Origin of the sequence: Kitasatospora sp. NPDC097605 (assembly GCF_040302725.1) — a bacterium.
Taxonomy (GTDB): domain Bacteria; phylum Actinomycetota; class Actinomycetes; order Streptomycetales; family Streptomycetaceae; genus Kitasatospora.
Map to the genome: position 1 here is coordinate 1 of NZ_JBEOSF010000044.1, position 25,881 is coordinate 25,881.

Consider the following 25,881-nt stretch of genomic DNA (forward strand, 5'->3'; position numbering starts at 1 on the left):
GATCAAGTCGGTGGACCGCTTCGACCACGAGCGCGGGGTCGAGTTCTCCACCTACGCGACGCCGACCATCGTCGGCGAGATCCCGAGCCGGCCGGCTCGGGAAACGACCCCCGAGGTTGTTCTACGAGGTCAGCCGGTGCAGGGCCCGGTCGACGCAGCGGTCGGCCAGCGCCGTGACGGTCAGGGCCGGCGGCACCGCGCCGGTCGAGCCGGGGATCAGCGAACTGTCGATCGCGAACAGGTTGTCGTGGCCGACGACGTCGCCCGCCTGGCCGGTGGCCTGCCCCAGCACCACCCCGCCCAGGCAGTGCGCGGTGAGCGCCGGCGTCACCACGTCCACCCTGATCCCGGGGTTCGCCCGGTCCAGCTTCGTGGTGGTCGCCGACATCGCGTCGGAGACCCGCTGGATCCGCGGGTCCGACTTCGGCCAGGTCAGCTCGACCTTGCCGGTGGCCGCGCGGTAGTCGAAGCGGCCGAGCGCCGGCGGCACGGACAGGCCCAGCATCGTGCTGGCGAGCGAGCCGAGCTCCGGGTAGCCGAGCGGGAAGCCGAGGAAGGTCACCGGGGTCTCGGGGTCCGCCCAGTCGGTGGCCACGATGTGCGAGGGCCCGCCCTGGGCGGTGTCGCGCAGCGGCAGCCCGGCGCGGACGATGATGTGGTCCCCGCCCGTCCCCCAGTTGCGCCCCACCTGGTCGTTCAGCCGCGGGAGAGTGCCCTTGGCCTTGGCCCGGACCAGCAGCTTGGTGGTGCCGAGCGAGCCGGCCGCCAGGAAGACGTAGCGGGCCGCGAACTGCGGGCGGGCCGCCACCCGGCCCTGCTCGTCGATCCGCTCCGCCGAGATCAGGTAGCGGTCGTCCAGCGTGCCGATGTCCGTCACCTGGTGCAGCGGCAGCACCGAGACCCGTCCGGTGGCCTCGGCCGACGCGAGGATCGAGCGGTCGACGCTGCGCTTGGCGCCGCTGTTGATGCCGAAGTCCGAGTGGCCGAGGATCGCCGACCGCACGGCGGTGCCGGCGATCTCGTTGCGGACGATCTGCCAGTCCACCGCCATGTCCGGGCGCAGCGTCGGCAGTCCGGCCCGCGCCGCCTCGGCCAGCAGGTCGCGCGCGTTGGCGTAGTACGGGGAGTTGAGCACGTCGTCCGGGATCGGGGCGACGCCGATCAGACCGCGTGCCCGCGGGTACCAGACGTCCCGCATCTCGGCGTAGTCGAGCGACGTGCCGAAGCTGCGGCGGAAGAAGTCCTCCCGGGGCGCCATCATCACCGCGTTGTTCACCAGCGAGCCGCCGCCGACGCCCGCGCCGGCCAGGCCGATCACGCCGTCGCCCACGAACGCCTCCAGCACCCCGGTGAACGGGTGGAAGCTCTCGTTGGTGAAGGGCGAGGTGGTGGCGAGCCAGGCGGCGCGGCCGTCCGGGGCCTGCGGGGTGCAGAAGGTGTCGCCCGCGGGGGTGATCGGCCAGCGGCGGCCGCGCTCCAGCAGCACGCTGCTGAAGCCGGCCTGGGCCAGCCGGAGCGCCGCCACCGAGCCGGCGTATCCGCTGCCGACGATCACCACGTCGACGGGCTCGGCGGCCCGGGCGACACCGCTCAGCAGGGTTCCCGACAGGGCGGCGGCCCCGGTGGCCGCCGCTCCGTAGCGGAGTATCTGCCGTCTGTTGACTGCGGGTCCGTTCACTTGGTCCTCTCGAATGACGGTGGCAGCGACTCTGCCGGTGGGTGGCGCCGGTGGATGGCGGGGACGGCGTCGGGGGACGGCGTCGGGGGCGCCGGCACGCGCCCGCGCGGGCCCGTGCCGGCGCGGGTCTCAGGCGGTGACGAGGATGCCCATGCTCGCGATCCCGTACGAGCCCTGCGTGGTGCGCAGCCGCGGCGGCTCCTGCGGGTCCAGGGAGAGCCGGTCGAGGTGCGGGTAGAAGGAGCGGAACGCCGTCTCGGCGAGCAGCCGGGAGAGCGCGGCGCCCGGGCAGAAGTGCGGTCCGGCGCCGAAGCCCAGGTGGTCGCCCTTGGTGTCGCGGTCCAGGTCGAAGACGTCGGGGTTCTGGAACTTGCGCGGGTCGCGGTTGCCGGAGCCGATCAGGACGTGCACCAACTCGCCCGCGGGGATGGTGACATCGTGCAGGTTGACGTCCTCGGCGGCCCGGCGCAGCAGCCACTGGGTGGGGCTGTACAGCCGCAGGTACTCCTCGATGAAGTCCCGGGTGAGCTCGGGCTCCGCGATGAGCCGGTCGGCGAGGGCCTTGTCGGTCAGCAGCATGTGCACGCCGCCGCCGAGCAGGTTCATCGTGGTCTCGTGGCCGGCCGCGACGAACGACCAGGCCATGGTGACCAGTTCGTCGCGGGTCATGTCCCCGGCCTCCAGCTGGGCGACCAGCTCGCCGAGGATGTCCTCCTGGTTGGGCTTGCCCTTGCGCTGGTGGGCGAGCTCGCCCATGTAGTTGCCGAACTCCACGATGTCCTCGAAGAATCCGGGCACGAGGTCCGGGTCCATGCCGGCGGCGACCGCGAAGGACGCCATCACGGCCGAGGACCAGCGGCGCAGGTCCGCCTTGCGGTCGAGCGGGATGCCGAGCATGCCGCCGACCACCTTGAGCGGCAGCGCGGTGGTGAAGGCCTCGACGAACTCGACCTGTTCCTGGGCCAGGATCTCCTCGATCAGCTCGTCGACGACCTCCTGCACCCAGCCGCCGAGGGTGCGCACCAGCCGGGCGTTGAACGCCTTGTTGGCCATGTGGCGCAGCCGGGTGTGCTCGGGCGCGTCCCGGTTCACCAGCATCGGGAGGTTGAGGTAGTCGCCCTTGCGGATCTGCGAGGAGAAGAGCTTCTTGTCCTTGAGCGCGAGCGAGACGTCGTCGTACCGGCTGAGGACGTAGAAGTCGGAGCCGTCCCACATGCCGCCGGGGGCGTGGAAGACCGGGCTCTCGTCCCGCAGCCGCACATAGGTCGGCCAGGGGTTGAGGTGGTACTCGGGGTCGCCCAGGTCGATCTTGATGGTCATGGTTGCCCTCTCTGTCAGGCCTGTCTGTGGGAGCTGCCGCGACGCGCGGGAGCGGGAAAGGGGGAGGGGGAGCGGGGGAGCCGGGGGAGCGGGACGGGGCCGGCCCCGGCCCCGCCGCCTCGGGGCGGGGGCGGGGCCGGTGGCTCAGCCGGCCGCCGGGCTCTCCATGAAGCCGCTCGCGGTGAAGGACTCCAGGTACGTGCGCACCAGCGCGGCGTCCAGCGGCGGGCAGCTGATGCCGGTGCCCTCCAGCGCCGCCAGGGTGTCCTCGGCGTCGGACCTCGGGAGCCGCACGTCGTCGACCGCGTCGTTGAGGAAGGGCACCAGGCCGAGCAGCGCCATGGTGCCGGCCTCGCGACCGGTCACCTTCTCCTTCCAGCGGGCGAACGTCATCCGCTCCATCGGGTAGCCGAACTCCTCGACCAGGTCGAAGAATTCGATCCAGGTGAGCTTGGTGTCATTGACCAGGTGGAAGGTCCGCCCGCTCAGCTCCGGGCGCCCGGCCAGCTCCACCACCGCGCGCGCCACGTAGTCGATCGGCGCGGGCTGCAGCGGCATCTCCACGTGGTCGGGCGCGATGCCGGCCTCCGCGCAGCCCTTGATCACCATGCTCAGGTGGTCCAGCCGGTTGAACGCGCCGGAGCTGCTGTGCGGGCCCGAGTTGATGCGGTGGATGGTGACCGGCACCCCGCGCTCGTGCGCGGTGCGGACCATGTGCTCGGCGACCCACTTCGACTGCGCGTAGCCGACCACCAGCGGGCCGCTGCTCAGCAGGTCCTGGCTCTCCGGCACGCTGTCGGCCTCGAACTCCTTGGAGGAGAACACCCCGACGGTGGAGATGAAGTGCACGGGCCGCGCCGCGCCGGTGGTCGCCAGCCGCAGCACCTCGCGGGTGCCGTCGACGTTGGCGGCCTCCAGGCCGCTGTAGGGGTACGTCCACTTCACGGTCGCACCGCAGTGGAAGATGCCGCCGACCCGCGCGTGCAGGGCGGTGAACGCCTCCTCGGCGAGGCCGAACCGGGGCTTGGCGAGATCCCCGACGACCGGCACGATCCGCGCCGCGGCGTCGCCGACGTCGACCCCGTAGGTGGTGAGGTTGGCGAGCACCCGGCGGAGGGCGTGCTTCTCGTCGTCGGCCCGGACCAGGCAGTGCACCGCGCCCCGGTGCCGCTCCAGCAGCTCGGCGAGCAGGAAGGCGCCGACGAAGCCGGTGGCACCGGTGAGCAGGACGTCCTGCGGGGCCGTCCCGGCCGGCTCGGGCGGCGTGGTGGCGGTGATCGACGCCTCCAGCTCCGCCTTCTCCACCATGTCCGCCACGCTCATCGAGCGCACCCGGCGGCTGCCGAGCCCGCGCGGGCGGGCCGGTGGACGCGGCGCCCCGGGCGCGGCGACGGCGGCCTCGGCGGCGGGCGCCGCGTCGGAGGGGGACGTGGACGCGGGGGCGGCGGGCGACGGCTGCTCGGCCGCCGGCTCCGCAAGCTCCTCCAGCTCCTCCGCGATCCACTTCGCGAGGTCGGTCACCCGGCCGCCGCTGAACACCATCTCCAGCGGCAGGCTCACCTCGAAGTCGCGGTCCACCTGGCTCTTCAGCTCGGCGAGCATCAGCGAGTCGGCGACCGTGGCGACCTCGGTCCCGGGGTCGACGTCCTCCGGCGCGGAGCCGAGGACGGCGGCCACCAGCCGGACCACGTGGTCGAGGACCGTCCGCTGCCGCTCGGCGGGCTCCGCCGCGCGCAGCGGGGAGAGGTCCACCGAGCCGCCGACGCCCTCGGGCCGGCCGCTCGACACCATCCGCTCCAGCATGGCCTCGCTGACCGGACGGAACGACACCCCGCTCAGTTCGGCGACCAGCGAGCCGTCCAGCGCGGTCAGCCGCAGGTCACCGGCCAGGGAGCCGTCGGCGGTCTCCCGGGTCACCACCGTGCAGAGCACCTCGTCCGCCGCGACCTCGCCGTGCACGACCATCCGCTCGTACCCGGTGCCCAGGTGGACCGGGCGCTCGGCCCAGTCGGCCGGCTGCGGGTGCCCGGCGATCGCGACCAGCTGCACGCAGGCGTCCAGCAGCAGCAGGTCGGCCCGGACGCCGGCCGCGACGCCCCTGGTCCGCCCGTCCGGCGGCACCAGCCGCCCGACCGAGACGCCCGGCCCGCGCCGCGCGGACTCCACCAGCTGGAAGCTCGGGCCGAGCCGGAACGCGGGGTGCCAGGCCCGGCGGTAGAACTCCTCGCCGTCCACGGTCTCCCGGCAGCGGGCGTCGGCGTCCTCGAAGAGCGCCGCCGGGGTCACCGCGGCCGGCTCCTCCCCGGCCGGGGCCGCCGGGACGACCAGCGCCCGCAGGTGCTGCTGCCAGCCGGCCACCGGGTCCTTGCTGTGCACCCGGACCTCGGTCTTGCCGTCGGACAGCGGGCCCAGCACCACCTGGATCGTGCGGGTGTCCTGGTCGGAGAGGACCAGCGGGCGGGAGATCGAGAGGTCCTCGATGCCGACCGGCCCGTCGAAGGCCCGCTCGGCGCAGCGCAGCACCAGCTCCAGGTAGACCACGCCGGGCACCACGAGCCGCCCGTGCACCCGGTGCTCGGCGAGGAACGGCAGGGCGGCCAGGGAGAGTTCGCTCTCGCCGATCACCTCGCCGTCCGCCGTCTCCAGGATGTGCGGGCGCAGCGCGCGGCCGGTGCGCGAGGCGGTGGCGCCGGCCGGCGTGCTCTGCGGCCAGTACTCCTGGCGCTGGAAGGGGTAGGTGGGGAGCTTGGCCGGTGCGGCCGGGCGGGCCACCACCGCGGACCAGTCGACCTCCCGGCCGCGGGCCCAGACCTGGGCGAGCGACTCCAGCAGCACCCGGTGGGCCGAGGGCCCGTCGGCCGCCGAGGCCAGTCGCAGGACGTCCTGGTCCCCGCCCGTGGCGGCGAGGGCGCCGGTGCCCAGTTCGAGGAGGATCCCGACCCCGCTGTCCAGGGCCGCCGCCAGCGCCGCGTCGAGCGCCGCGGGCTTGTCCGGCGCGCCGTCCGCGGAGCGGTTCCAGTACTCGGTGGTGGCCACCTCGGGGCCGGCCGGGCCGGCCCGGTGGTCGAGGATCAGGTCGACGGCCGGGATGCGCAGCGGCACGTCCGCCAGGTCGGCCGAGCGGCCCGCCAGGGCCAGCCTGGCACCGTCCGCGATGCCGAGGACGCCCGCCAGGGCCGCCGCCGCGTAGGCGCCGGCTCCCTGACCGACGATCACGTCCGGCTCGACACCGACCGAGCGCCACCAGGCCCCGAGCGCCACCGCCGCCGCGTAGTGCGCCGCCGGGCCGTCGTCGGCGGCCAGCTCCGCGCCCGGGACGCCGAGGGCGGCGGCCACCGCGTCCACGGTCTCGGTCACCACCGCAAGCCTCCCGTACAGGCCGTCGGCCCGGGCACCGCCGTCGGTGACCACGAAGGCCGCCTGCGGCACCGGCCCGGCGCCGCGCCGGCCGGTCACCACACCGGGGGCGTCGGCGCCCTCGGCCACGGCGCGCAGCCCCTCGGCCAGGGCGGCGGAGGTCTCGACCACCACGGCGGCGCGGTCGCTGAGGTCGGCCCGGCCGACTCCGGCCGACCAGGCGAAGGCGGCGGGTGTGAGGGCGTCGGCGGCGGCGGTGAACTCGGCCAGGCGGGCGGCCGATTCGCGCAGGGCCACGGCGCCGGAGCCGGAGACCTTGACCACCACGGGCCCGTCCGGGGCCGTCACGGCGGCGGGCTCACGGGCCGGCGGGGACTCCAGTACGACGTGGGCGTTGGTGCCGCCGAACCCGAAGGCGGACACTCCGGCGACGCGTCGCTCCTGCTCCCAGCGGGTCAGCTCGGTCGGCACCGAGACCGGCAGGTCCGCCCAGGCCACATGGGGGTTGGGCTCCTCCAGGTTCAGGTGCGGGGGGATCCAGCCGCGCTGGACGGTGAGGACCGCCTTGATGAACCCGGCGATGCCGGCGGCCGCCTCCAGGTGGCCGATGTTGGTCTTCACCGAGCCGAGCGCCACCGGGTTCCCGGGGTCCCGGCCCTCGCCGAGCACCCGGCCGAGCGCGCGGACCTCGATCGGGTCGCCCAGCGGCGTACCCGTCCCGTGCGCCTCGACGAAGCCGACCTCGGCGGCGGCGATCCCGGCCACCGACAGCGCCCGCCGGACGACCTCCTGCTGCGAGGAGGCGCGCGGGACGGTCAGGCCGGAGCTCTTGCCGTCCTGGTTCACCGCCGAACCGCGGACCACCGCGAGGATGTCGTCGCCGGCGGCGATCGCGTCGGAGAGGCGCTTGAGCACCACCACACCGGCGCCCTCGCCGCGGACGTAGCCGTCGGCCGAGGCGTCGAAGGTGCGGCAGAGCCCCTGCGCGGAGAGCATCCGCCCGCTGGACAGCGCCACCGAGGAGTCCGGCGACAGCATCACGTTGACACCGCCGGCCAGCGCCGTCTCGCACTCGCCGGCGCGCAGGCTCTGCACCGCCAGGTGCAGCGCCACCAGCGAGGAGGAGCAGGCGGTGTCCACCACCATGCTCGGACCCTCCAGGCCCAGCACGTAGGAGAGCCGGTTGGCGCCGAAGTTCCCCGAGCTGCCGGTCGCCGAGTAGGCGTCGATCAGCGAGACGTCCCCCGCGCCCAGGCGCTGGAAGTCATTGCTGCCCATGCCGACGAACACGCCCGTGCGGCTGCCGCGCAGCGAGTCCGGCGCCACGCCGGCGTGCTCCAGCGCCTCCCAGGCGACCTCCAGCATCAGCCGGTGCTGCGGGTCGATGCCGACCGCCTCGCGCGGCGGGATGCCGAACAGGCCGGCGTCGAAACCCCGGACCCCCTCGACGAACCCGCCGTGGCGGACGTACATCCGCCCCGGCGCGCCCGCCTCCTCGTCGTAGAACTCCTCGACGTCCCAGCGGTCCCGCGGGATCGCGGTGATGCCCGAACCACCCTGGGCCAGGAACTCCCAGAAGCCGTCCGCGCCCGTCACCCCGCCCGGGAAGCGGCAGCCCACCCCGACGACGGCCACCGGTTCGTCGCGGGCCTGCCTGGCCGCCGCCACCTCGGCGCGCGCGGCCTTGAGTTCGACGAGGGCGCGGCGCAGCACGTCCTGGCGTTCGGGCGCGACCGCCCCTTGGGTGCGCATGGTCGGCTCCTCAGTTGTTGTCATGGTGGCTCTCCTGGTTCAGCTCGGACTCGAGGAGGTCCAGCAGCTCCGACTCGGACAGCTGGGCGAGTTCCGCCGACAGTTCGTCCACCTCGGCGCCCTGCTCCGGCAGCGGGTCGGCCAGGCCGAGGACCTCGCCGAGCAGGTACGCGCCGAGCGCGGCGACGGTGGGGTGTTCGAAGGCGACCGTGCCGGGCAGCTCCTCGCCGACCAGCCGCTCCAGCCGGAACTTGAGCTCGACGCTCATCACGGAGTCCATCCCCGCCTCGAAGAAGCCGAGGTCGGCGTCGATCCCGCTGCCCGGCTCCCGGCCGAGCACCTCCGCGACCTCGGCCTGCAGCGCCCGCTCCAGCAGCCTGGTGCGGGCGGCCCGGCTCTCCGCCTGGCGCAGCCGGCCCAGCAGCATCGCGTCGCCGCCGGCCTGGCCGGCCGGGGCCCGGGTGCCCAGGTGGGCGAGCAGCGGGCGGCGCCGCTTGGCCTCCATGACCGGCCGGAACCGCGTCCAGTCCACCGGTGCGACGGTGAGCTGGTGGCGCCCGGAGCCCAGGGTGCGGCCGAGGGCGGCGAGACCGGTCTCGTTCGGGAGGACGTACAGGCCCATCGACTCGAAGTACTGCTCGTGGTGGCCGGCCATCTCGCTCTCCTCCCACCACCCCCAGTTCATCGCGAGGCCCGGCAGGCCCCGGCCGACCCGGTCGTGGGCCAGTACGTCCTGGAAGTAGTTGGCCGCCACGTAGTGGCCCGCGAGCGCGGAGCCCCAGACCGAGGAGGCGGAGGAGAACATCACGAAGAAGTCGACCCCGCCGGCCGCGGTGAGCGCGTCCAGCACCAGGCTGCCCTCGACCTTGGGCCGCAGGACGTCCCGGAAGTGCTGCCAGTCCAGGTCCACCACGGCCCGGGGCTCGAAGAGGCCGGCCGCGTGCACCACGCCCTTGACGGCCGGCCAGGGGTTGGCGGCGGTGTCGAAGACCGCGGCCATCGCGGCGGTGTCCGCCACGTCGGCGTGCGGGGTGTGGACGCCGACCCCGGCCGCCCTCAGCTCGGCGAGCGTCGCCAGCAGCTGCCGGTCCGACTCCGGAAGGTCCGGGCCGTCCTCGGGGACGGGCCGGCGGCCCAGCAGCACCAGGTGCCTGGCGCCGCGCCCGACCAGCCAGCGGGCCACCCGCAGGCCGAGGATGCCCCGGCCGCCGGTGATCAGGTACGAGCCGTCGGGGCCGACCGCCGCCGGCGCCGGCTCGGCGGGCAGGTTCTCCACCCGGCGCAGCCGGGCCGCCTTGCGCAGGCCCGCGCGGTACGCGACCTGGTCCTCGCCGTCGGAGGCGAGCAGTTCGGCGGCGATCGCCTCGGCCTCCCGCGCGGCGTCCGCGCCGGCCGGGTCGAGGTCGATCAGGCCGCCCCAGATCTCCGGGTGCTCCAGGCCGACGGCCCGTCCGAGGCCCCAGGCGGGGGCGTGCGAGGCCGCCATCGGCGCGCCGTCGGTGCCGACGCCGCCGCGGGTGACCACCCACAGCTGGGGCGCCGGGGCGCCCGGGCGGGCGCGCAGCACCTTCGGCGCGAACAGCAGCGGCCCGCAGGCCAGCGCGAGCGCGCCGTCCAGCTCCGGGCCGGGCAGGCGCGGGTCCGCCGCGTCGTGCAGCGCGCCCAGGTGGACCAGGCCGCGCACGGCCGGCTCCTCGGCCAGCGCCCCGGCCACCAGGTCGCGCAGCCGGTCCGGTCCGTCCTGGAAGGAGGCCGCGGCCGCGCCCGGCTCCGCCACCGTGAGGACCCTGGCCCGCGCGCCGTGGGCGGTCAGCCGCTCGGCGAGCCGCCGGGCCAGGCCGTGCTGGTCCTCGATCAGCAGCCAGGTGCCCCGGGAGCGGGCGCCGGCGTCCGGTTCCAGGACGGGCGGCTCGACCCGCTCCCAGTCCACCTCGTAGACGTCCTGGGCGAGCGGGTCGGGCGCCTGCCCGTGCGGCACCGGCTTGCCCGGCAGCCAGTAGCGCTGCCGCTGCCAGCGGTAGGCGGGCAGCGCGGCGGTGCTCGGGCCCTCGCCGTGCAGCGCCCGGTGGTCCACCGGACGGCCGGCCACGTGCAGGGCGCCGGCGGCGTCCAGCAGGGTCGCCCTGGCCTCGCCGCCGGCCCGCATCGAGGCCGCCGTGGTGAGGCCGGCGACCTCGCCCTCCAGGGTCTGCCGGACGGCCGTGGACAGCACGGCGTGCGGGCCGACCTCGAGCACCAGGGTCTGTCCGTCACCGGCGGCCGCGCGCAGCGCGTCGGCGAAGCGGACCGGCAGCGTCATGTTGTCCGCCCAGTAGCGCCCGTCCAGCGCGTCGGGCGCGGCCGCCTCACCGGTGACCGTCGAGAACAGCGGGACGCTGCGCCCGGACGGCGTCAACCGGCCCAGCGCGTCGACGAGTTCACCGCGCAGCGGGTCCAGGACGGGGGTGTGGAAGGCGTACTCGCCCGGCATCGCCATCCAGAAGGCCTTGCGGTCGCGGACCAGCGCCTCCAGCGCGGCGACCTCCTTCGGCAGGCCGCCGACCACGGTGTTGACCGGGCTGTTGACGGCGGCGACGAACAGCCGCCCGGCGAACGGCTCGATCAGCGTCCGGACCTCGGCGACGGGCAGGCCCACCACCGCCATCCGGCCCTGCCCGTGGCTGCGGGCCATCACCTGGCCGCGGAGCACCGCGATCCGCAGGCCCTCCTCCAGGCCGTAGGCGCCGGCCGCGACGGACGCCGCGATCTCCCCGACGCTGTGCCCGACCACCGCGTCCGGCTCGACGCCCCAGGAGCGCCACAGCTCGGTGAGCGCCGCCTCCACGGCGAAGATCGCCGGCTGGGTCACCGTGGTGTCGTCCAGCCGGGAGACCTCGCGCGGGGCCTCCAGCTGCTCCAGCAGCGACCAGCCGGCCAGCTCCCGGACGACCTCCTCGCAGCGCCGCAGCACCCGCCCGGCCACCGGGTCGGCCAGCAGGCCGCGGCCCATGCCGGCCCACTGGGAGCCCTGGCCGCCGTAGACGAAGACCAGCCTGCTCCGGGACGGCCGGGGCACCACGCCCTGGCGCACCTGGTGGCGCCCGCCGGACAGCAGCTTGCCGAGCTGCTCGGCGGCCTGCGCCGGGGAGGAGGCCACCAGGGCCATCCGGGCCGCGAAGTGGTCGCGCCGGACGGCCGCCGTACGGACCGTCTCGGCCCAGGCCGACCGGCCCCGCACGGACCGGCCGTCCGCCAGGAACGCCTGGTACGCCCGGGCGGTCTCCCGCAGCCCCTCGGGGGTGCGGGCCGACAGCACCAGCAGCTCCGGCCGCTCCTGCGCCGGCCCGCCGGCCGGCTCGGGCGCGGTCGGCTGCGCCGGCTCGGGCGCCTGCGCGAGCACCACATGGGCGTTGGTGCCGCTGAAGCCGAAGGAGCTGAGCCCGGCGACCCGGGGCCGGCCGGCGGTGGCCCACGGCGTGAGCTCCGTCGGCACGGTGACCGGCAGCGCCGCCCAGTCCACCAGCGGGTTGGGGTCCTTCAGGTGCAGGTGCGGCGGGATCTGCCCGTGGTGCAGCGACAGCGCCACCTTGACCAGCCCGCAGATGCCCGCGGCGGCCTCCAGGTGGCCGACGTTGGTCTTGGCGGAGCCGACCAGCAGCGGCGGGGCCGCGTCGCCCTCGGGCCGCAGCGCCTCGGCCAGCGCCTGGATCTCCATCGGGTCGCCGAGCGAGGTCCCGGTGCCGTGCGCCTCCACGTAGCTCACCTCGCCGGGCGAGGTCCCGGCGTCCCGCAGCGCGTCGCGGATCACGGCCTGCTGGGCGAGGCCGTTGGGCACGGTCAGGCCCGCGCTGCGGCCGTCCTGGTTCACCGCCGTACCGCGCAGCACCGCCCAGATGTGGTCCCCGGCGGCGATCGCGTCGGAGAGGCGCTTGAGCACCACCACGCCGGCGCCCTCGCCGCGGCCGTAGCCGTCCGCCGAGGCGTCGAAGGTCTTGCACCGGCCGTCGGGCGACAGCGCCCGCAGCCGGGAGAGCCCGGCCGTGGTCGCCGGGGTCAGCATCAGGTTCACCCCGGCCACCACCGAGAGGTCCGACTCGCCGGAGCGCAGGCTGCGCACCGCGAGGTGGGCCGCCACCAGGGAGGAGGAGCAGGCCGTGTCGACGGCCAGGCTCGGACCCTGGGCGCCGAGCAGGTAGGACAGCCGGCCCGCCGCGACGCTGAAGGTGTTGCCGGTGGCCAGGTGGGCGCCGTCGTCGGCGGAACCGTCCGCGACCAGCAGCTGCAGGTAGTCGGAGGTGTTGATGCCGACGTAGACCGAGGTGCGGGAGCCGTCGATCTCGGCGGCGGTCACGCCCGCGTCGGCGAGCGCCTCCGAGGCCACTTCGAGCAGCAGGCGCTGCTGCGGGTCCATGCCGCGGGCCTCGCGGGCCGAGATGCCGAAGGCGTCCGCGTCGAACTCGTCGACCGGGGTGGTGAGGAAACCGCCGCGCCGGGTGGAGGTCTTGCCGGCGGCGGCCGGGTCGGCGTCGTAGAACGCGTCCCGGTCCCAGCGGTCGGCCGGGACCTCGGCGGTCGCGTCGCGGCCGTCGCGCAGCAGCTGCCAGAAGCCGTCCAGGTCGTTGGCGCCGCCGGGCAGCCGGCAGCCCATGCCGACGATGGCGATGGGCTCGGCGAGCGGTGCCGCCGGGTCGGTGTCCTGCGGGGCGGTGCCCTGCGGAGCGGTGTCCTGCGGAGCGGCGGGCTCGGCGGTGCCGGGCCGCTGCGTCGCGGGGGCCTGCCGGAGGCGGCGGTCGGCCAGGTAACCGGCCAGCCTGCCGATGGTGGGGTGGTCGAAGACGGCGGTGGCCGGGATGTCCCGGTCGATCAGGTCCTCCAGCCGGCCCCGCAGGGCGACCACCATCTCCGAGGTCAGGCCGAGGTCGAACAGGCCGGTCTCGGCGTCGAGTTCGTCCGGGTGGGCGAGGTCCAGCAGGACGGCCAGCTCCTCCTGGAGCCGGCGCAGCAGGTCCTCGGGGGCGGGCTGCGCGGCGGCGGGGCGCGCGGGGGAGGGTGCCCCGGCGGGCAGCGGTGCGGCGACCGCCGGTACGGCCGGCTGGACGGCCCGCTGAACGGTCTGCGGGGCGGGGGTCGCGGGCCGGCCGGTGGCCGGCGCCGGCCCGTAGTCCTGCCGCTGGAACGGGTAGGTCGGCAGCTTCACCGAGCGGGCCGGGCGCGGGCCGACCGCCCGCCAGTCGACCGCGCAGCCCTCGGTCCACAGGCGGGCCAGCGAGCCGAGCAGCCGGCGGTGCGCGGAGCCGTCGGGGAACGCCGACGGGACGCAGACCGGGGCGCGGCCGGGCGCGGTGCCGGACGCCGGGCCGAGCAGCCCGCCGTTGCCGAGCTCGACCAGGATCCGCACGCCCCGCTCCCACACGGTCCGCATCGCCTGCTCGAACCGCACCGGCTCCCGGGTGTGCCGGACCCAGTACTCGGCGGTGGTGATCTCCTCGCCCGCGAGCAGGCCGGTGGCGTCGGAGACCATCGGGAGACCGGGGAGGCTCAGCGTCAGCCCGGCGAACTCCTCGGCCAGCGAGGCCAGGACGGGCTCCACGGCGGCGGAGTGGAAGGCGTGCGGCACGGCGAGCCGGACGCCGCGCACCCCGCGGCCGGCCAGCTCGTCCGCCACCGCCGTGACGGCCTCCAGCGGGCCGCTGAGCACGGTGTCGCGCGGCCCGTTGAGCGCCGCGATCTCGACCTCGCCCGAGACCAGCCGGGGGTGGTCCGCCAGCTCCCGCGGCGCGCAGGACAGCGCCACCATCGCGCCGCCCGCCGGGAGTCCGGCCATGAGCCGCCCCCGGGCCGCGGTCAGCCGGGCGCCGTCCGCGACGGAGAACACCCCGGCGAGCGCGGCCGCCGCGTACGCCCCGACGCTGTGCCCGACCACGACGGCCGGCTCCACGCCGACCGAGCGCCACCACGCGCCCAGCGCCACGGCGGCGGTGTAGAGCGCGGGCTGGGCCACCTCGGTGGCGGCCAGCGCCCGGCGCGCCTCCTCGCCGCCGGACAGCAGCGCGGACAGCGGCAGTTCGGTGATCGGGCCGACCACCTCGGCCACCGCGTCGACCACCTCGGTCACCGCGGGCAGCCGGCCGTACAGGCCCTCCAGCACGCCCGCGACCTTGGCGCCGTGGCCCGGGACGACGAACGCCACCCGCGGTGCGGCGCCGACGCCCCGGCGGCCGGTGACCACACCGGCGGTGCCGCCGCCCAGGGCGACCGAGCGAAGGCCGGCCGTCAGCTCGGTCCTGGTCGCGGCGACCACGGCCGCCCGCTCGCCGAGGTCCGCCCGGCCCACGCCGGCCGCCCAGGCGACCTCCTCCGGGGTGACGCCGTCGGTCGCGGCGACGAAGTCGGCCAGCCGCCCGGCCGCCGCCCGGAGGGACTCGCCCGCCACCCCCGACACCTTCACCAGGACGGGGGAGCCCTCGGGGCCGGACTGCCCGCCGGACGTTCCTGACGTCACGTCAACATTCCTGTCTACCATCGCGTTCCCTCCAGTACGACGTGGGCGTTGGTGCCGCCGAACCCGAAGGCGGACACTCCGGCGACGCGTCGCTCCTGCTCCCAGCGGGTGAGTACGGTCGGCACCGAGACCGGCAGATCGGCCCACTCGACGTGGGGGTTGGGCTCCACCAGGTTCAGGTGCGGGGGGATCCAGCCGCGCTGGACGGTGAGGACCGCCTTGATGAACCCGGCGATGCCGGCGGCCGCCTCCAGGTGGCCGATGTTGGTCTTCACCGAGCCGAGCGCCACCGGGCTCCCGGGGTCCCGGCCCTCGCCGAGCACCCGGCCGAGCGCGCGGACCTCGATCGGGTCGCCCAGCGGCGTACCCGTCCCGTGCGCCTCGACGAAGCCGACCTCGGCGGCAGTGACGCCCGCCGCCGACAGCGCCCGGCGCACCACGTCCTCCTGGGCGCGGCCGCTGGGCGCGGTGAGGCCGTTGCTGCGGCCGTCCTGGTTCAGCGCGGAGCCGCGGACCACGGCGAGGACGTCGTCGCCGGCGGCCTGCGCGTCGGAGAGGCGCTTGAGCACCACCACGCCGGCGCCCTCGCCGCGGACGTAGCCGTCGGCGGCGGCGTCGAAGGTGCGGCAGAGCCCCTGGGCGGAGAGCATCCGGCCGCTGGACAGCGCCACCGTGGAGTCGGGCGACAGCATCACGTTGACACCGCCGGCCAGCGCCGTCTCGCACTCGCCGGCGCGCAGGCTCTGCGCGGCCAGGTGGAGGGCGACCAGGGAGGAGGAGCAGGCGGTGTCCACCACCATGCTCGGACCTTCCAGACCGAGGACGTAGGAGAGCCGGTTGGCGCCGAAGTTCGCCGAGGTGCCGGTCGCCGAGTAGGCGTCGATCAGCGAGACGTCCCCCGCGCCCAGGCGCTGGAAGTCGCTGCCGCCCATGCCGACGAACACGCCGGTCCGGGTGCCGCGCAGCGAGTCCGGTGCCACGCCGGCGTGCTCCAGGGCCTCCCAGGCGACCTCCAGCATCAGCCGGTGCTGGGGGTCGATGCCCGCCGCCTCGCGCGGCGGGATGCCGAACAGGCCGGCGTCGAAGCCCCTGACCTCGTCGACGAATCCGCCGTGGCGGACGTACATCCGGCCCGGCGCTCCGGGCTCCTGGTCGTAGAACTCCTCGATGTCCCAGCGGTCCTGGGGGATCGCGGTGATCCCCGAGCCGCCCCGGGCCAGGAACTCCCAGAAGCCGTCCGCGCCCGTCACCCCGCCGGGGAAGCGGCAGCCCACCCCGATCACCGCGATCGCGTCCTCGGCGCCGCCGCGCACCGCCGGCCGCGCCGCGGCCTGCGACCCGGACCGCGGGGCGTTCGCCGCGCGCAGGTCCTCGGCCAGTGCGCGGGCCGCGGTGGCCGGCGTGGGGTGCTCCCAGACCAGCGTGTCGGGCACGTGGTGCCCGAGCCAGTCGGAGAGCGTGCCGGCCAGCGAGACGGCCCGGATCGAGTCGACCCCGTAGGAGGTGAACGGCTCGTCGGCGGCCACCTCGTGCGGTTCGAGCTGGGCGGCGGCGGCGATCAACTCCCGGAGACGGTCCTCGATGTCGGCGGCGGTCCGGCTCTGGGCCGGCGCCTTCGAGGCCGGGGGAGCGGCGGCCGACAGCCTGGCCGGGGCCGGCTTCTGGGCCGGCTTCCGGGCCGACTGCCGGGTCGGCTCCTGGGCGGGCTGCTCGGCGGGCGCCCCGGCCGCGGCGGGGGCCGGACGGGCCGCCGCCGGACGGACCACGGGCAGCGAGCCGTCCAGGTACTGGGCCTTGCACGCCCGGCGCTGGACCTTGCCGCTGGAGGTGGTGGGGATCTTGCGGGCCGGCACCAGGACCACGTCGTGCACCTGCAGTTGGTGCTCCTCGGAGATCCGCCGGCGGATCGTCACGGTGAGGTCCCGCGCCTGCTCGGTGCTCACCCTCCCGCGCGGCAGTTCCTGGACGACGACCAGCACGTCCTCGCCGTCCACCTCGACCGTGAAGGCCGCGGCCCGGACCGCCCCGAGCGAGGGGTCGCTGTCGGTGCAGGTCGCCTCGACGTCCTGCGGGTAGACGTTGCGTCCCCGGAAGATCATCAGATCGGTGGCCCGGCCGGTGACGAACAGCTCGCCGTCCATCATCACCCCGAGATCACCGGTGCGCAGGTACGGCCCCTCGCCGTTCGCCAGCCGGAGGCCGAAGGTCTCTGCGGTCGCCTCCGGCGCGTCGAAGTAGCCGGCCGCGACGCTCTCGCCGCGGACCCAGATCTCCCCGATCTCGCCCGGCGGCAGCGCCTCGCCCCGGTCCCGGGCCACGATCGCCACCTCGGTGTCCGACGCGACCTCGCCCGAACTCGCCAGCGACTGCACGGAGGTCAGGTCGTGCGGTGGCCTGATCCGGCCCCGCTCCAGCTCCGGCTTGGAGACATGGCGCACCATCGGTTCGCCCTGCGGCCGCGCGCCCGACACCAGCAGGGTGCTCTCCGCGAGCCCGTAGCACGGGTAGAAGTTGCTCCGGCGGAACCCGCAGCGCTCGAAGGTCTCCGCGAAACGGTCCAGCACCTTCGGCTGGACCGGCTCGGCCCCGTTCAGCGCCGAGACCCAACTCGACAGGTCCAGACGGTCCTTGACCTCCTCCGACACCCGCTCGACGCACATCTGGTACGCGAAGTTCGGTGCCGGGCTGACGGTGCCCCGGAAGCGGCTGATGGTCTCCAGCCACACCGCCGGATCCCGTACGAACGACACCGGGGCCATCAGGGTGACGGTGTAGCCGGTGTGCAGCGGGCAGATGATGCCGCCGATCAGCCCCATGTCGTGGTACGGCGGGAGCCAACTCACGCTCTGGCTCTCGATGGTGAGGCCGAAGGCGCCCTGTGCGGCGCGGGCGTTGGCGATCAGGTTCCGGTGGGTGACGATCACGCCCTTCGGCGTGGAGGTCGAACCCGAGGTGTACTGCAGGAACGCGGTGTCCGCGCCGGTGAGCGGCGGCGAGCTCCAGTCGTCCTCCCGGCCGTCCAGCACCCGGTCGTCAGCCGGCAGCCAACGTGCCTGCGCAAGCGGAGAGTTGGCGTCGTCGCCGAGCGCCGAAGCGGTGTCCGCCAGGCCCGAGGACTCGTCCGTCAGGACGATCCTCGCACCCGAGTTGAGGGCGATCGCCTGCACCCGGCCGACGTGCTTGGCCGTCCCCGGCGGGTAGGCCGGCACCGGGACGAACCCGCCGTAGAGGCAGCCGAAGAAGTAGGCCACGTACTCCAGTCCGGGCGGGCAGAGCATCAGGACCCGGTCGCCCGGGGTGCCCTCGGTTCGCAGGCTGACGGCCACGGCCCTCGCCCACGCGTCCAGCCGCCTCCAGGTCAGCAGCGACTCCTCCGGCTCCCCGGTGCCCGAGAAGCTCAGGAACCGGTATCCGACCTGGTCAGGCTGGTTCTCGGCGCGGTACCGCAACAGTTCGACAAGTGTTCCGGGCTCTGATTTGGCGCGCGACGACATCGACTCTCCCCCCATGCGCAATGAAATGTTGGTGAATCCGGAAGGTTCGCCGCAGGACCTGGTCCTGGTCCCCCCAAGTTCAGGGTCCAGCGGCGTGCGTTTCTTGACAGCATTACGCGGCCCCGGGACGCGGAGCCGATGAATCAGGGCAGGAAGAATCTCAAGATCCCGAAAGAGCCCTTGCGTACAATCGCCCAGAGAATTTGCCTGGCGGAAACACAAGTAACAGAAAAGAAACCCAGAACCAGTACCATCCGCTGATCGCGGATCGTTTCAACACCCCGTTGGACCGGAATCAGGACGCGGCCAGGCTATGAGCACCAGATGCAAGCTGTCAAGAAATCATGATCAACAGTCAACTTGTGTGACGGGGTGTCAACTAGCTTGGCATAAACCAATGTTATGACGCGAGCAGAACACGTCGAGTGGCCCTGTGTGCGCTCCGCCACATCGGTCGAATCGGGCGGTTCCGAGCCATGCCTTTTGGCTGATTGCCGCTTTTCCGGTGGTGATCCCGGGTGGCTGCCGGCGGGGTTGGAAATGGCCCTGACAAAAACCCGGGGCGTGCGCGAAGTCGCCGGCCGCCCAACGGAACGCGCCGCCCCCCGGACGGATCCGGGGGACGGCGCGGCTGGTCGGGAGGCGGTGGTCAGTCGGTCGGCGGGAAGGTCACGTGCTCGCCGAAGCGGACGAGGAAGCGCCAGGACTCCTTGCGCTTCGAGCTCGTGGGCAGGACGTCGATCCTGATCCCGTGCTCCAGCTCGATCCGCAGATCACCCTCGGGCGCCCGCTCGACCGACAGCACCCGGGGCGCCATCCGGCCGAGGAACTCCCGGAGCACCTCGGCACCGGTGTCGAACTGGAGCCGCTCGTCCTCCCCTTGGGGCGGGACACCCGTGCGGGCCGGCACCAGGTCCTCGGAGCCGAGGAAGACCTTCCCGTGCTGGACGACCCGGAACGGACACTGGGCGTGGACGGCGAACTCACTGCCCGTCGACACCTCCCCGGAGTCGCCCAGCGGGTGCGTGACCGTCCCGCCGAAGTCGACGACACCCATGTCCCCGAACCGGTAGACGTTGACGCACGGTCGGCCGACCAGCCGTTGCACGAGGTCCTCCCCGTCGGTCACTGGCATCCGAACGCCTTCTTCAGCCGGACGAGCACGGCCTGGAAGTCCAGTCCCTCGTGGCTCACCTCGTCGTGCACCCGCTGCCGTTCCTTTCCGGTGAGTTCACGGCCGAGGGCCTTCTCCAGCTCCTTCCGGGCACGGTTGATCTCCTTCTGCTGCTTCTCACGGCTCTTGGTCGTGTTGTAGCCGTCCTGCGTGTCCGCATCACCCTCGCCAGTGTCCCAGTCATCCAGGACCGACGGGTCCAGGGGGACGTTGGTGGCGTTCGAGCCGGCGGCCGCCGAGCCGGAGCTGGAGCGGGACCGGTCGTCCTCCCACTCGTTGATGTTCCGCAGGGTGGTGCTCACCGAGGCGGTGACGGCGACCGCGACCACCACCGCGACGACCACGGCGACGGCGACGGCGATGAAGGGGATGGCCGGCAGCAGGAAGGCGAAGCGCCCGGACGGGTCGGTCCCGTTGAGCGGGTTGCCCTCGGTGTAGCCGTAGGTGCTCCGGGTGCTCCGCACCGCCGGGTCGACGGTGAGGAACTGCGCGGTGGCCGGGTCGTAGTACCGGGCCCGCAGGTAGATCAGGCCGGACTCGGCGTCCGTGTACTGGCCCGAGTACCGCAGCGGTGTGGAGACGGTGCCGCTCTGGCCGGCCGGCGCCCCGTACGGCGTGTAGGCGAAGCTGCCGACGACGGCTCCGGCGGTGTCGGTCAGGGCGCGGGTCGAGCCCAGCTGGTCGTGGAAGTACCACTGGGTGCCCGCGTCGGTGAGCTGCTCCACCGGCTGGTCGTTCGGCCCGTACAGGTAGCTGGTGGTGCCGTCCGACAGCAGGTTCGGGTTGCTCGCGGAGTCCCAGGTGAACGCCGTGGAGGTGGTGCCCACGGTCTTCGAGGCCCGCAGCCCGTTGCCGTCGTACCGGTAGGACGCGGTGACCGCGCCGGAGCCGAACGAGGTGAGCAGGTTCTCCTGGTTGTAGCCGTAGGTGGTCGTCGCGCCCGGGCCGACGGCCTTCGCGCGGTTCCCCTGGGCGTCGTACTGGTAGGTGGTGGCCCCGCCGGGCGGCGCCGCGCAGGTGCCCCCGCCGGGCGGCGTCGCCCCGCTCGCGGTCCAGCAGAGCTGGTTGGCGGCGTCGAAGGCCTGGGCGCTGTCGCCCACCCGGGTCGGGTTGTCCGCGGCGTCGTACTCGAACGCCGTGGTCACCGCTCCGGAGCTCGCGGACTTGAGCTGCTGGAGCGGGGTGTACTGGTAGGTCTGGTTGGTCCCGGGCAGGCCGGTGGGGGTCTCGGAGGCGAGCTGGCCCTCGTTGTCCCGGGTGTAGCCCAGGGCGGACAGGGTGGCGGTGCCCTTGCGCAGGGCGTCGGAGAGCGGCAGCCCGGCGTCGTCGAGGACCGTGGTGGCGGTGGTGCCGTTGGGGAAGACGGTGGAGGTCCAGTGACCGTCCGGGTCGTAGCCGAAGGTGGTGGTGCGGCTGTTCCAGTCCTTCAGCCCGGTCAGCCGGTTGTCCTTGTCGAACGTCCGGGTGACGACCGGCGCGGTGGCACCGGGGTAGGTGAGGGTGGTCAGGTTGTTGTTGCCGTCGTACCCGTAGGAGACGGTGGAGCCGGCGCCGTTGGTCTGCGAGGCGAGCCGGCCGAACGCGTCGTAGACCCGGCGGCTGGTTCCGGTGGCGTCGGTGATCGCGCTCTGGCGGCCGGCCGCGTCGTAGCCGATCGAGGTGACGGGCGGGCTGCCCGGGTCGGTGTAGCCGATCGAGGTCCGGTGACCCGCGGCGTCGTAGGTGTAGCTGGTGGTGCGGCCGGCCGGGTCGGTCAGGGTCTTCTGGCGGCCCGCCGGGTCGTAGGCGGTCGTGGTGGTCCGGCCCGCCGGGTCGGTCCGGCCGGTCTGGCGTCCGACGGCGTCGTAGGCGTAGCCCGTGGTGGCGCCGGCTCCGTCGACGGTGGTGGCCACCGTCGAGTCGGGGTTGAAGGTGGTCCTGAGCGTGCTGCCGTCGGCCCGGTGGACGGCGGTCTGCCGGTTGAGCGCGTCGTAGTCGAAGGTCGTGGTGCGGCCGTTGGCATCGGTGGCGGAGGTGCGCCGGCCGTTGGCGTCGAACGCCTCCGTGCTGGTGTGGCCGAGCGGATCGGTGGCGCCGGTGCGGTTGCCCCAGGCGTTGTAGGTGTAGCGGTGGCAGCCCTTCGCGGGCGGGGTGCAGCCGGGCAGGACGCCGGCCGCGGTCCCGGCGGGGAGGACGGTGCTGGTGAGCAGGCCGCGCTGGACGTCGTAGCCGTAGCGGGTGACGTTCCCCGACGCGTCGGTGGAACTGGTCACATGGCCGGCGGCGTCGTAGCCGTTCGCGGTGGTGTTGCCGCGGGCGTCGACCGCCCGGGTGGCGTCGCCCGGGTGGGCCGCGTCGTCGTAGTAGAAGTTCACCGTCTGGGCCGGCGCCGATCCGTTGACCGGCTCCCGCACCAGGCTGGTGAGCAACTGCGCCCCGGTTCCGGCGGGGTTGGTCCCGCCGCCGGGGACGGCGATGTGACCGGCCTCGTCGTACCCGTAGCCGAGCCGCAGCCCGTCCGCGCCGATGACGGCGGTCAGGTTGTCGTCGGCGTCGTAGGAGCTGACGGTGGTGAAGCCGCGGGCGTCGCTCGCCGAGGTCTGGTTGCCGTGGTCGTCGTAGGTGTGGGTGCGGAGGTTGCCGAGCGGGTCGGCGATGCTGGTGACGCCGAGGCTGACCGGGTCGTAGGTGTAGCTCCAGGTGCCGGCGGCCGTGGTGCCGTAGCCCTTGGTCTCGGACTGGAGGAGGCCGTTCTGGTAGGTGTACAGCGTCTTGTGGCCGGCCGGGTCGGTGACCAGGGTCTGGCCGGCGGCCAGGTTGGCGCCGCTGTCGGGGCCGTAGGTGAAGGTGGTGGCTCCGCCGAGCTGGTCGGTCTGGACCAGGACCCGCTGGGCGGTGTCGTAGGTCATCGAGACGACCGGGGCCGGGGTGGCCGTGGAGCCGAACTGGGTCGGCCAGCGCATCGAGTTGAGCAGGTGGTTGGCGGTGTAGCCGTACTGGAAGTGGTCGTCGTCCTTGACCACCGGGGTGCGGGTGGTGCCGACGCCGAGGACGTCGGTGAGGTTGCCGGCGGCGTCGTAGCCGTAGCTCACCCGGCGGCCGGAGCCGTCGGCGAGGCCGGTGATGTGGTTGCCGGTCCAGGTGAGGGTGTAGCTGCGCCCGCCCGGGTCGGTGATGGTGCTGAGGTGGCCGGCGCCGTCGTAGCCGAGCGTGGTGGCGTAGGGCGGTGCGGCCTTGCTGCCGGCCAGGTCGGTCTCGCTGAGCAGGCGTCCGGTGGCGGTGTCGAAGGTGAAGACCTCCTTCGACTTGCGGGTGAAGGTGTAGTTCGTGCCGTTCTTCGTCAGCGTCGCGTTGAACCGCGGGGCGGACGGCGCGTAGCTGCCGGCGTTGTTGAGGAAGGCGACCTGGGAGCCGTCCTCCTGGCGCACCGTGACCTGGCCGGTGGCCGGGTCGGTGACGGCGCTCAGGTTGTAGGAGTGGGTCCAGCCCCAGCCGAACGGGCCGTCCGAGGCGAGGGTGCCGCCCGGGCCGGCCGGGTCGGCGACGGCGGAGGCGTAGGTGCGGGTGAAGTTGAGCGGCTTGCCGCGGCCCGGGGTGGAGAGGTCGGTGAAGGTCTCACCGAAGTAGCCGGTGCTGGTGTCGACCGGGTCGCCGGCGGTGCGGCGCACGCAGCCGCACTGCACCCAGGAGGGGTTGCTGCCCTTGGGCGCGTCCTGGATGCCGGGCGGCCCGCCGATCGGCTGGCCGGGGGTGCCGCCCATGGGGACGAACGCCACCGCGTCGTAGGCGACGTCGTAGTCGGCGTAGTTGATGTTCCCGGCGCCGGTGACCTCGCTCTTGTTGGTGAGCTGGAGGCTGCCGCCGTTCTGCATCGCGAAGGTGCCGATGGTGACCCATTCCTCGGATCCCCAGTTCTGGTTCACCCGGATCTTCCAGGGGGCCACGCCGCCGCCGGGGTTGACGGTGTAGACGACGTTGGTGGCGGTGGCGGCCGTGGAGGGGAGATGGATCTTGATCTTGTAGTACTGGAGCTTGGGCAGGTTCGGGGTCCAGGTCCCGGTGTTGATCAGGTCCGGGTTGGTGCCGTCCTCGGTGTGGGTGAACAGGACGTGCCCGCCGAAGCCGACGCCGAGCTGATGGGTGTCGATCGCGCCGATCTTGTCACCGGCGGCGTTGGTGCCGTACCCGTAGCTGAAGGTTCCGCCCTGCGACCAGGTGGACGTGGCGCCGCAGCCGACCAGGTTGAGCGGTGGCTGGGTCTGCGCGTCGTCGACGACGATCGGGGCGCCGTACCCGGCGTTGCCGACCTTCGAGGAGTCCAGCGTGCAGGTCGGCGGGTGCGGGTGCGGCATCACCACGGCCGGTTCGGTCGAGCCGGCGCCGACGGTGTACGCGCTGGTCGCGCAGGTGGTGGCGCAGTCGGGGATGAACGTGACGGCCTGGTGCCACCAGCACTGGGAGCTGGCCAGGGTGCAGAACTTGGGGTTCGAGGCCCCGGTGGGATCGCAGTTGTTGTCGGCGCTGCAGAAGGCGGTGACCGCGGGGATCTGGAGCCAGGTCTTGCCGCCGTGGTAGTCGGGCTTGGTGTAGGCGGGCTGGTTGAAGCGCAGGATCGGCTGGCCGATCCAGCCCAAGATCCGTTCCTGGTAGGGCCAGCTGCCGGGGTGCGCGGCGTCCGCGTAGGAGTTCTTGAGGTAGGGCGCGCGGGTCGGCGGGTAGTCCGGGTTGCGCGGGTTGTTGGCCCAGCCGAGGCCCCAGTTGCCCTCGGCGCTGGTGCAGGTGGGGCTCGGCACGCAGCCGGTGGTGTTGCCGAACGCGGCGGTGGGCTGGATGCCGGAGTTGTAGGCCCAGGCGGCCAGGTACCAGTTCTCCAGGTAGCGCGGGTTGCCGCCGTTGACGGTGATGCCGGCGTCGTAGAGCTGGTTCCAGGTCCGCTCCAGGATCTGCAGCCCGGCGGAGACGTTCTCCTGGTAGTCGACGGCGATCTTGGTCTGGCCGTTGACCGAGTAGACGGTGTCGCCCTTGGACATGCCGTTGGTGACCTGGCCGAGGCCGTAGCCGCAGTCGGCCTTGGCGTAGTCCATCTTGGAGATCGAGCCGCCGGCGCCGTAGTAGTCGCCGACCAGCGCGCCGCCGGCGATCCCGGGCAGGGCGTGCCAGGAGGCCTGGCTGAAGTTGCTCTCCTGCGCCACGATCGCCTGGTAGACCGAGCGCGGCACCGAGTCGAAGGTGTCGCTCGCCGGGTGCTTGAGCGGCACCCGGGCGAAGTCGCCGTTCGGCGCGTAGGCGGCCAGGCCCAGGTTGGCGTAGCCGGCCGGGCGGGTGTAGGCGGCGCCGGTCAGCAGGCCCTGCTCGGCCATCTGGATGGCCCAGGACACCTGCGCGGTGCCCGGCTGCATGACCTGCCGGTTCTCGGCCAGCCGGTCCACCGCGCACTTGGGCGCCGCGGCGGCGAGCGCGGCCGGCGGCGCGGGTGCCGGATCCGCGGCGGCGGGGGAGCCCCCGGCGGCGGGCGCGGCCTTCTCCTGAGCGGCGGCCGCGGGCGCGGTGTCGCCGGCTCCGTCCGGAGCCGGCGCGAGGGCCGGCACCGCGCTCGCCACGGACACCGCGGCGGGGGCGGCGGCGTCCCGCTTCAGGAGCCGGTCGCCGTCGGTCGCGACCATCAGCGGGGCCGACACGGCGGTGTCGGGACCGAGGCCCAGCAGGGCGGCGCCGTCCAGCGAGACGTCGGCGGCGCCCAGCGGCAGCTTGCCGGTGGAGGCGTTGCGCAGGCCGGACTTCCCGTCCAGCTTGGTGGCCCCCAGCGCGACGGACTTCCCGCCCCGGCCCTGCATCAGCCGCAGCGCGTCGCTGGGGCCCTCGCCGAGCGGGGAGAGCTTGCCGTTCCGCTCACGCATCAGGGCGGAGGTCGGCCGGCCTTCCTTCCGCACGACGAAGTCGACCCCGCCGCCGGAGGCCGGGCGCAGGTCGTGGGCGAGGCCGTCGAGCTGCGCGATCCGCACCGGCTCGGCGGGGGTCCCGGCCGAGGACGCGGGGAGCCGGACCAGGGAGGCGCCCTGGGCACCCACCGGGCCGTCGGGGGTCGGCACGACCGAGGTCACCTGGCCGGCCACGGTGGTGGACTCCGTGATCCCGCCGGTCGGCAGATCGACCGTCAGGACCTGGGTGAGCCGCTGGTCGCTGCCGGGGTTGACCGTGAAGGTGGCGGTCTGTCCGGTGCCGCAGCCGGGCGAGTGGTACTTGAGCGCCACCCCGGAGGCCACCGGCTTCACCACGCCGCTGGACAGGTCCACGGAGTAGGCGACGGCTCCGTGGTCACGGGCCTCGGCCCGGTTGACGGCGCCGGCGGGCAGCACCGTGACGGCGGCGAACCTGCCGTCGCCGGACACGCACTGGTAGCCGGTCCAGGAGGCGTCGTCGATGCCGGCGGGGCGCAGCAGCGCCGTCTGGCGCCAGCGGTAGCCGCCGGCGCCGGTGGCCACGTCGAGGTGGTAGCCGGAGCTGTCGCCCCAGCCGTTGACCAGGACGTCCTCGGCGGGGCCGAGCGGGCCCTCGGACGCCGCGGCCGGCGGCTGCTGCGGAGGTGCCGCCGCGTGGGCGGGGCCGGTCGCGGACATCACTCCCGCGATCATGGCCAGGCTGAGGA

At 74.2% G+C, this 25,881-nt stretch carries 7 protein-coding genes and 1 pseudogene; 1 reads left to right on the plus strand and 7 read right to left on the minus strand.

What is annotated here, in order from left to right:
* Nucleotides 1-92: pseudogene (locus ABTX81_RS33500) on the plus strand (sigma factor); the annotation flags it as partial.
* Nucleotides 93-121: 29 nt separating this feature from the next.
* Here the strand turns inward: ABTX81_RS33500 and ABTX81_RS33505 are convergent.
* From ABTX81_RS33505 to ABTX81_RS33535, 7 genes are all read right to left on the minus strand, one after another.
* A complete protein-coding gene (locus ABTX81_RS33505; RefSeq protein ID WP_350553542.1) occupies nt 122-1,678 on the minus strand; it encodes an FAD-binding protein in 1,557 nt (518 codons plus the stop codon).
* Between the two features lie 129 nt (nt 1,679-1,807).
* Nucleotides 1,808-2,998, minus strand: a complete 1,191-nt coding sequence (locus tag ABTX81_RS33510) for a cytochrome P450 (protein WP_350553544.1) — start codon at nt 2,996-2,998, stop codon at nt 1,808-1,810.
* Between the two features lie 144 nt (nt 2,999-3,142).
* Entirely contained in the window at nt 3,143-8,131 is a 4,989-nt protein-coding gene (locus tag ABTX81_RS33515) for a thioester reductase domain-containing protein (RefSeq protein ID WP_350553546.1), read from the minus strand.
* Entirely contained in the window at nt 8,118-14,588 is a 6,471-nt protein-coding gene (locus ABTX81_RS33520; protein ID WP_350553548.1) for an acyltransferase domain-containing protein, read from the minus strand. The genes ABTX81_RS33515 and ABTX81_RS33520 overlap by 14 nt, the downstream gene beginning before the upstream one ends.
* A gap of 14 nt (nt 14,589-14,602) precedes the next feature.
* Entirely contained in the window at nt 14,603-18,037 is a 3,435-nt protein-coding gene (locus ABTX81_RS33525; protein ID WP_350553550.1) for a beta-ketoacyl synthase N-terminal-like domain-containing protein, read from the minus strand.
* 694 nt (nt 18,038-18,731) lie between these two features.
* Nucleotides 18,732-19,217, minus strand: a complete 486-nt coding sequence (locus ABTX81_RS33530) for a hypothetical protein (protein ID WP_350553552.1) — start codon at nt 19,215-19,217, stop codon at nt 18,732-18,734.
* Nucleotides 19,208-25,852, minus strand: a complete 6,645-nt coding sequence (locus ABTX81_RS33535; RefSeq protein WP_350553554.1) for an RHS repeat-associated core domain-containing protein — start codon at nt 25,850-25,852, stop codon at nt 19,208-19,210. The genes ABTX81_RS33530 and ABTX81_RS33535 overlap by 10 nt, the downstream gene beginning before the upstream one ends.
* Nucleotides 25,853-25,881: the final 29 nt, after the last annotated feature.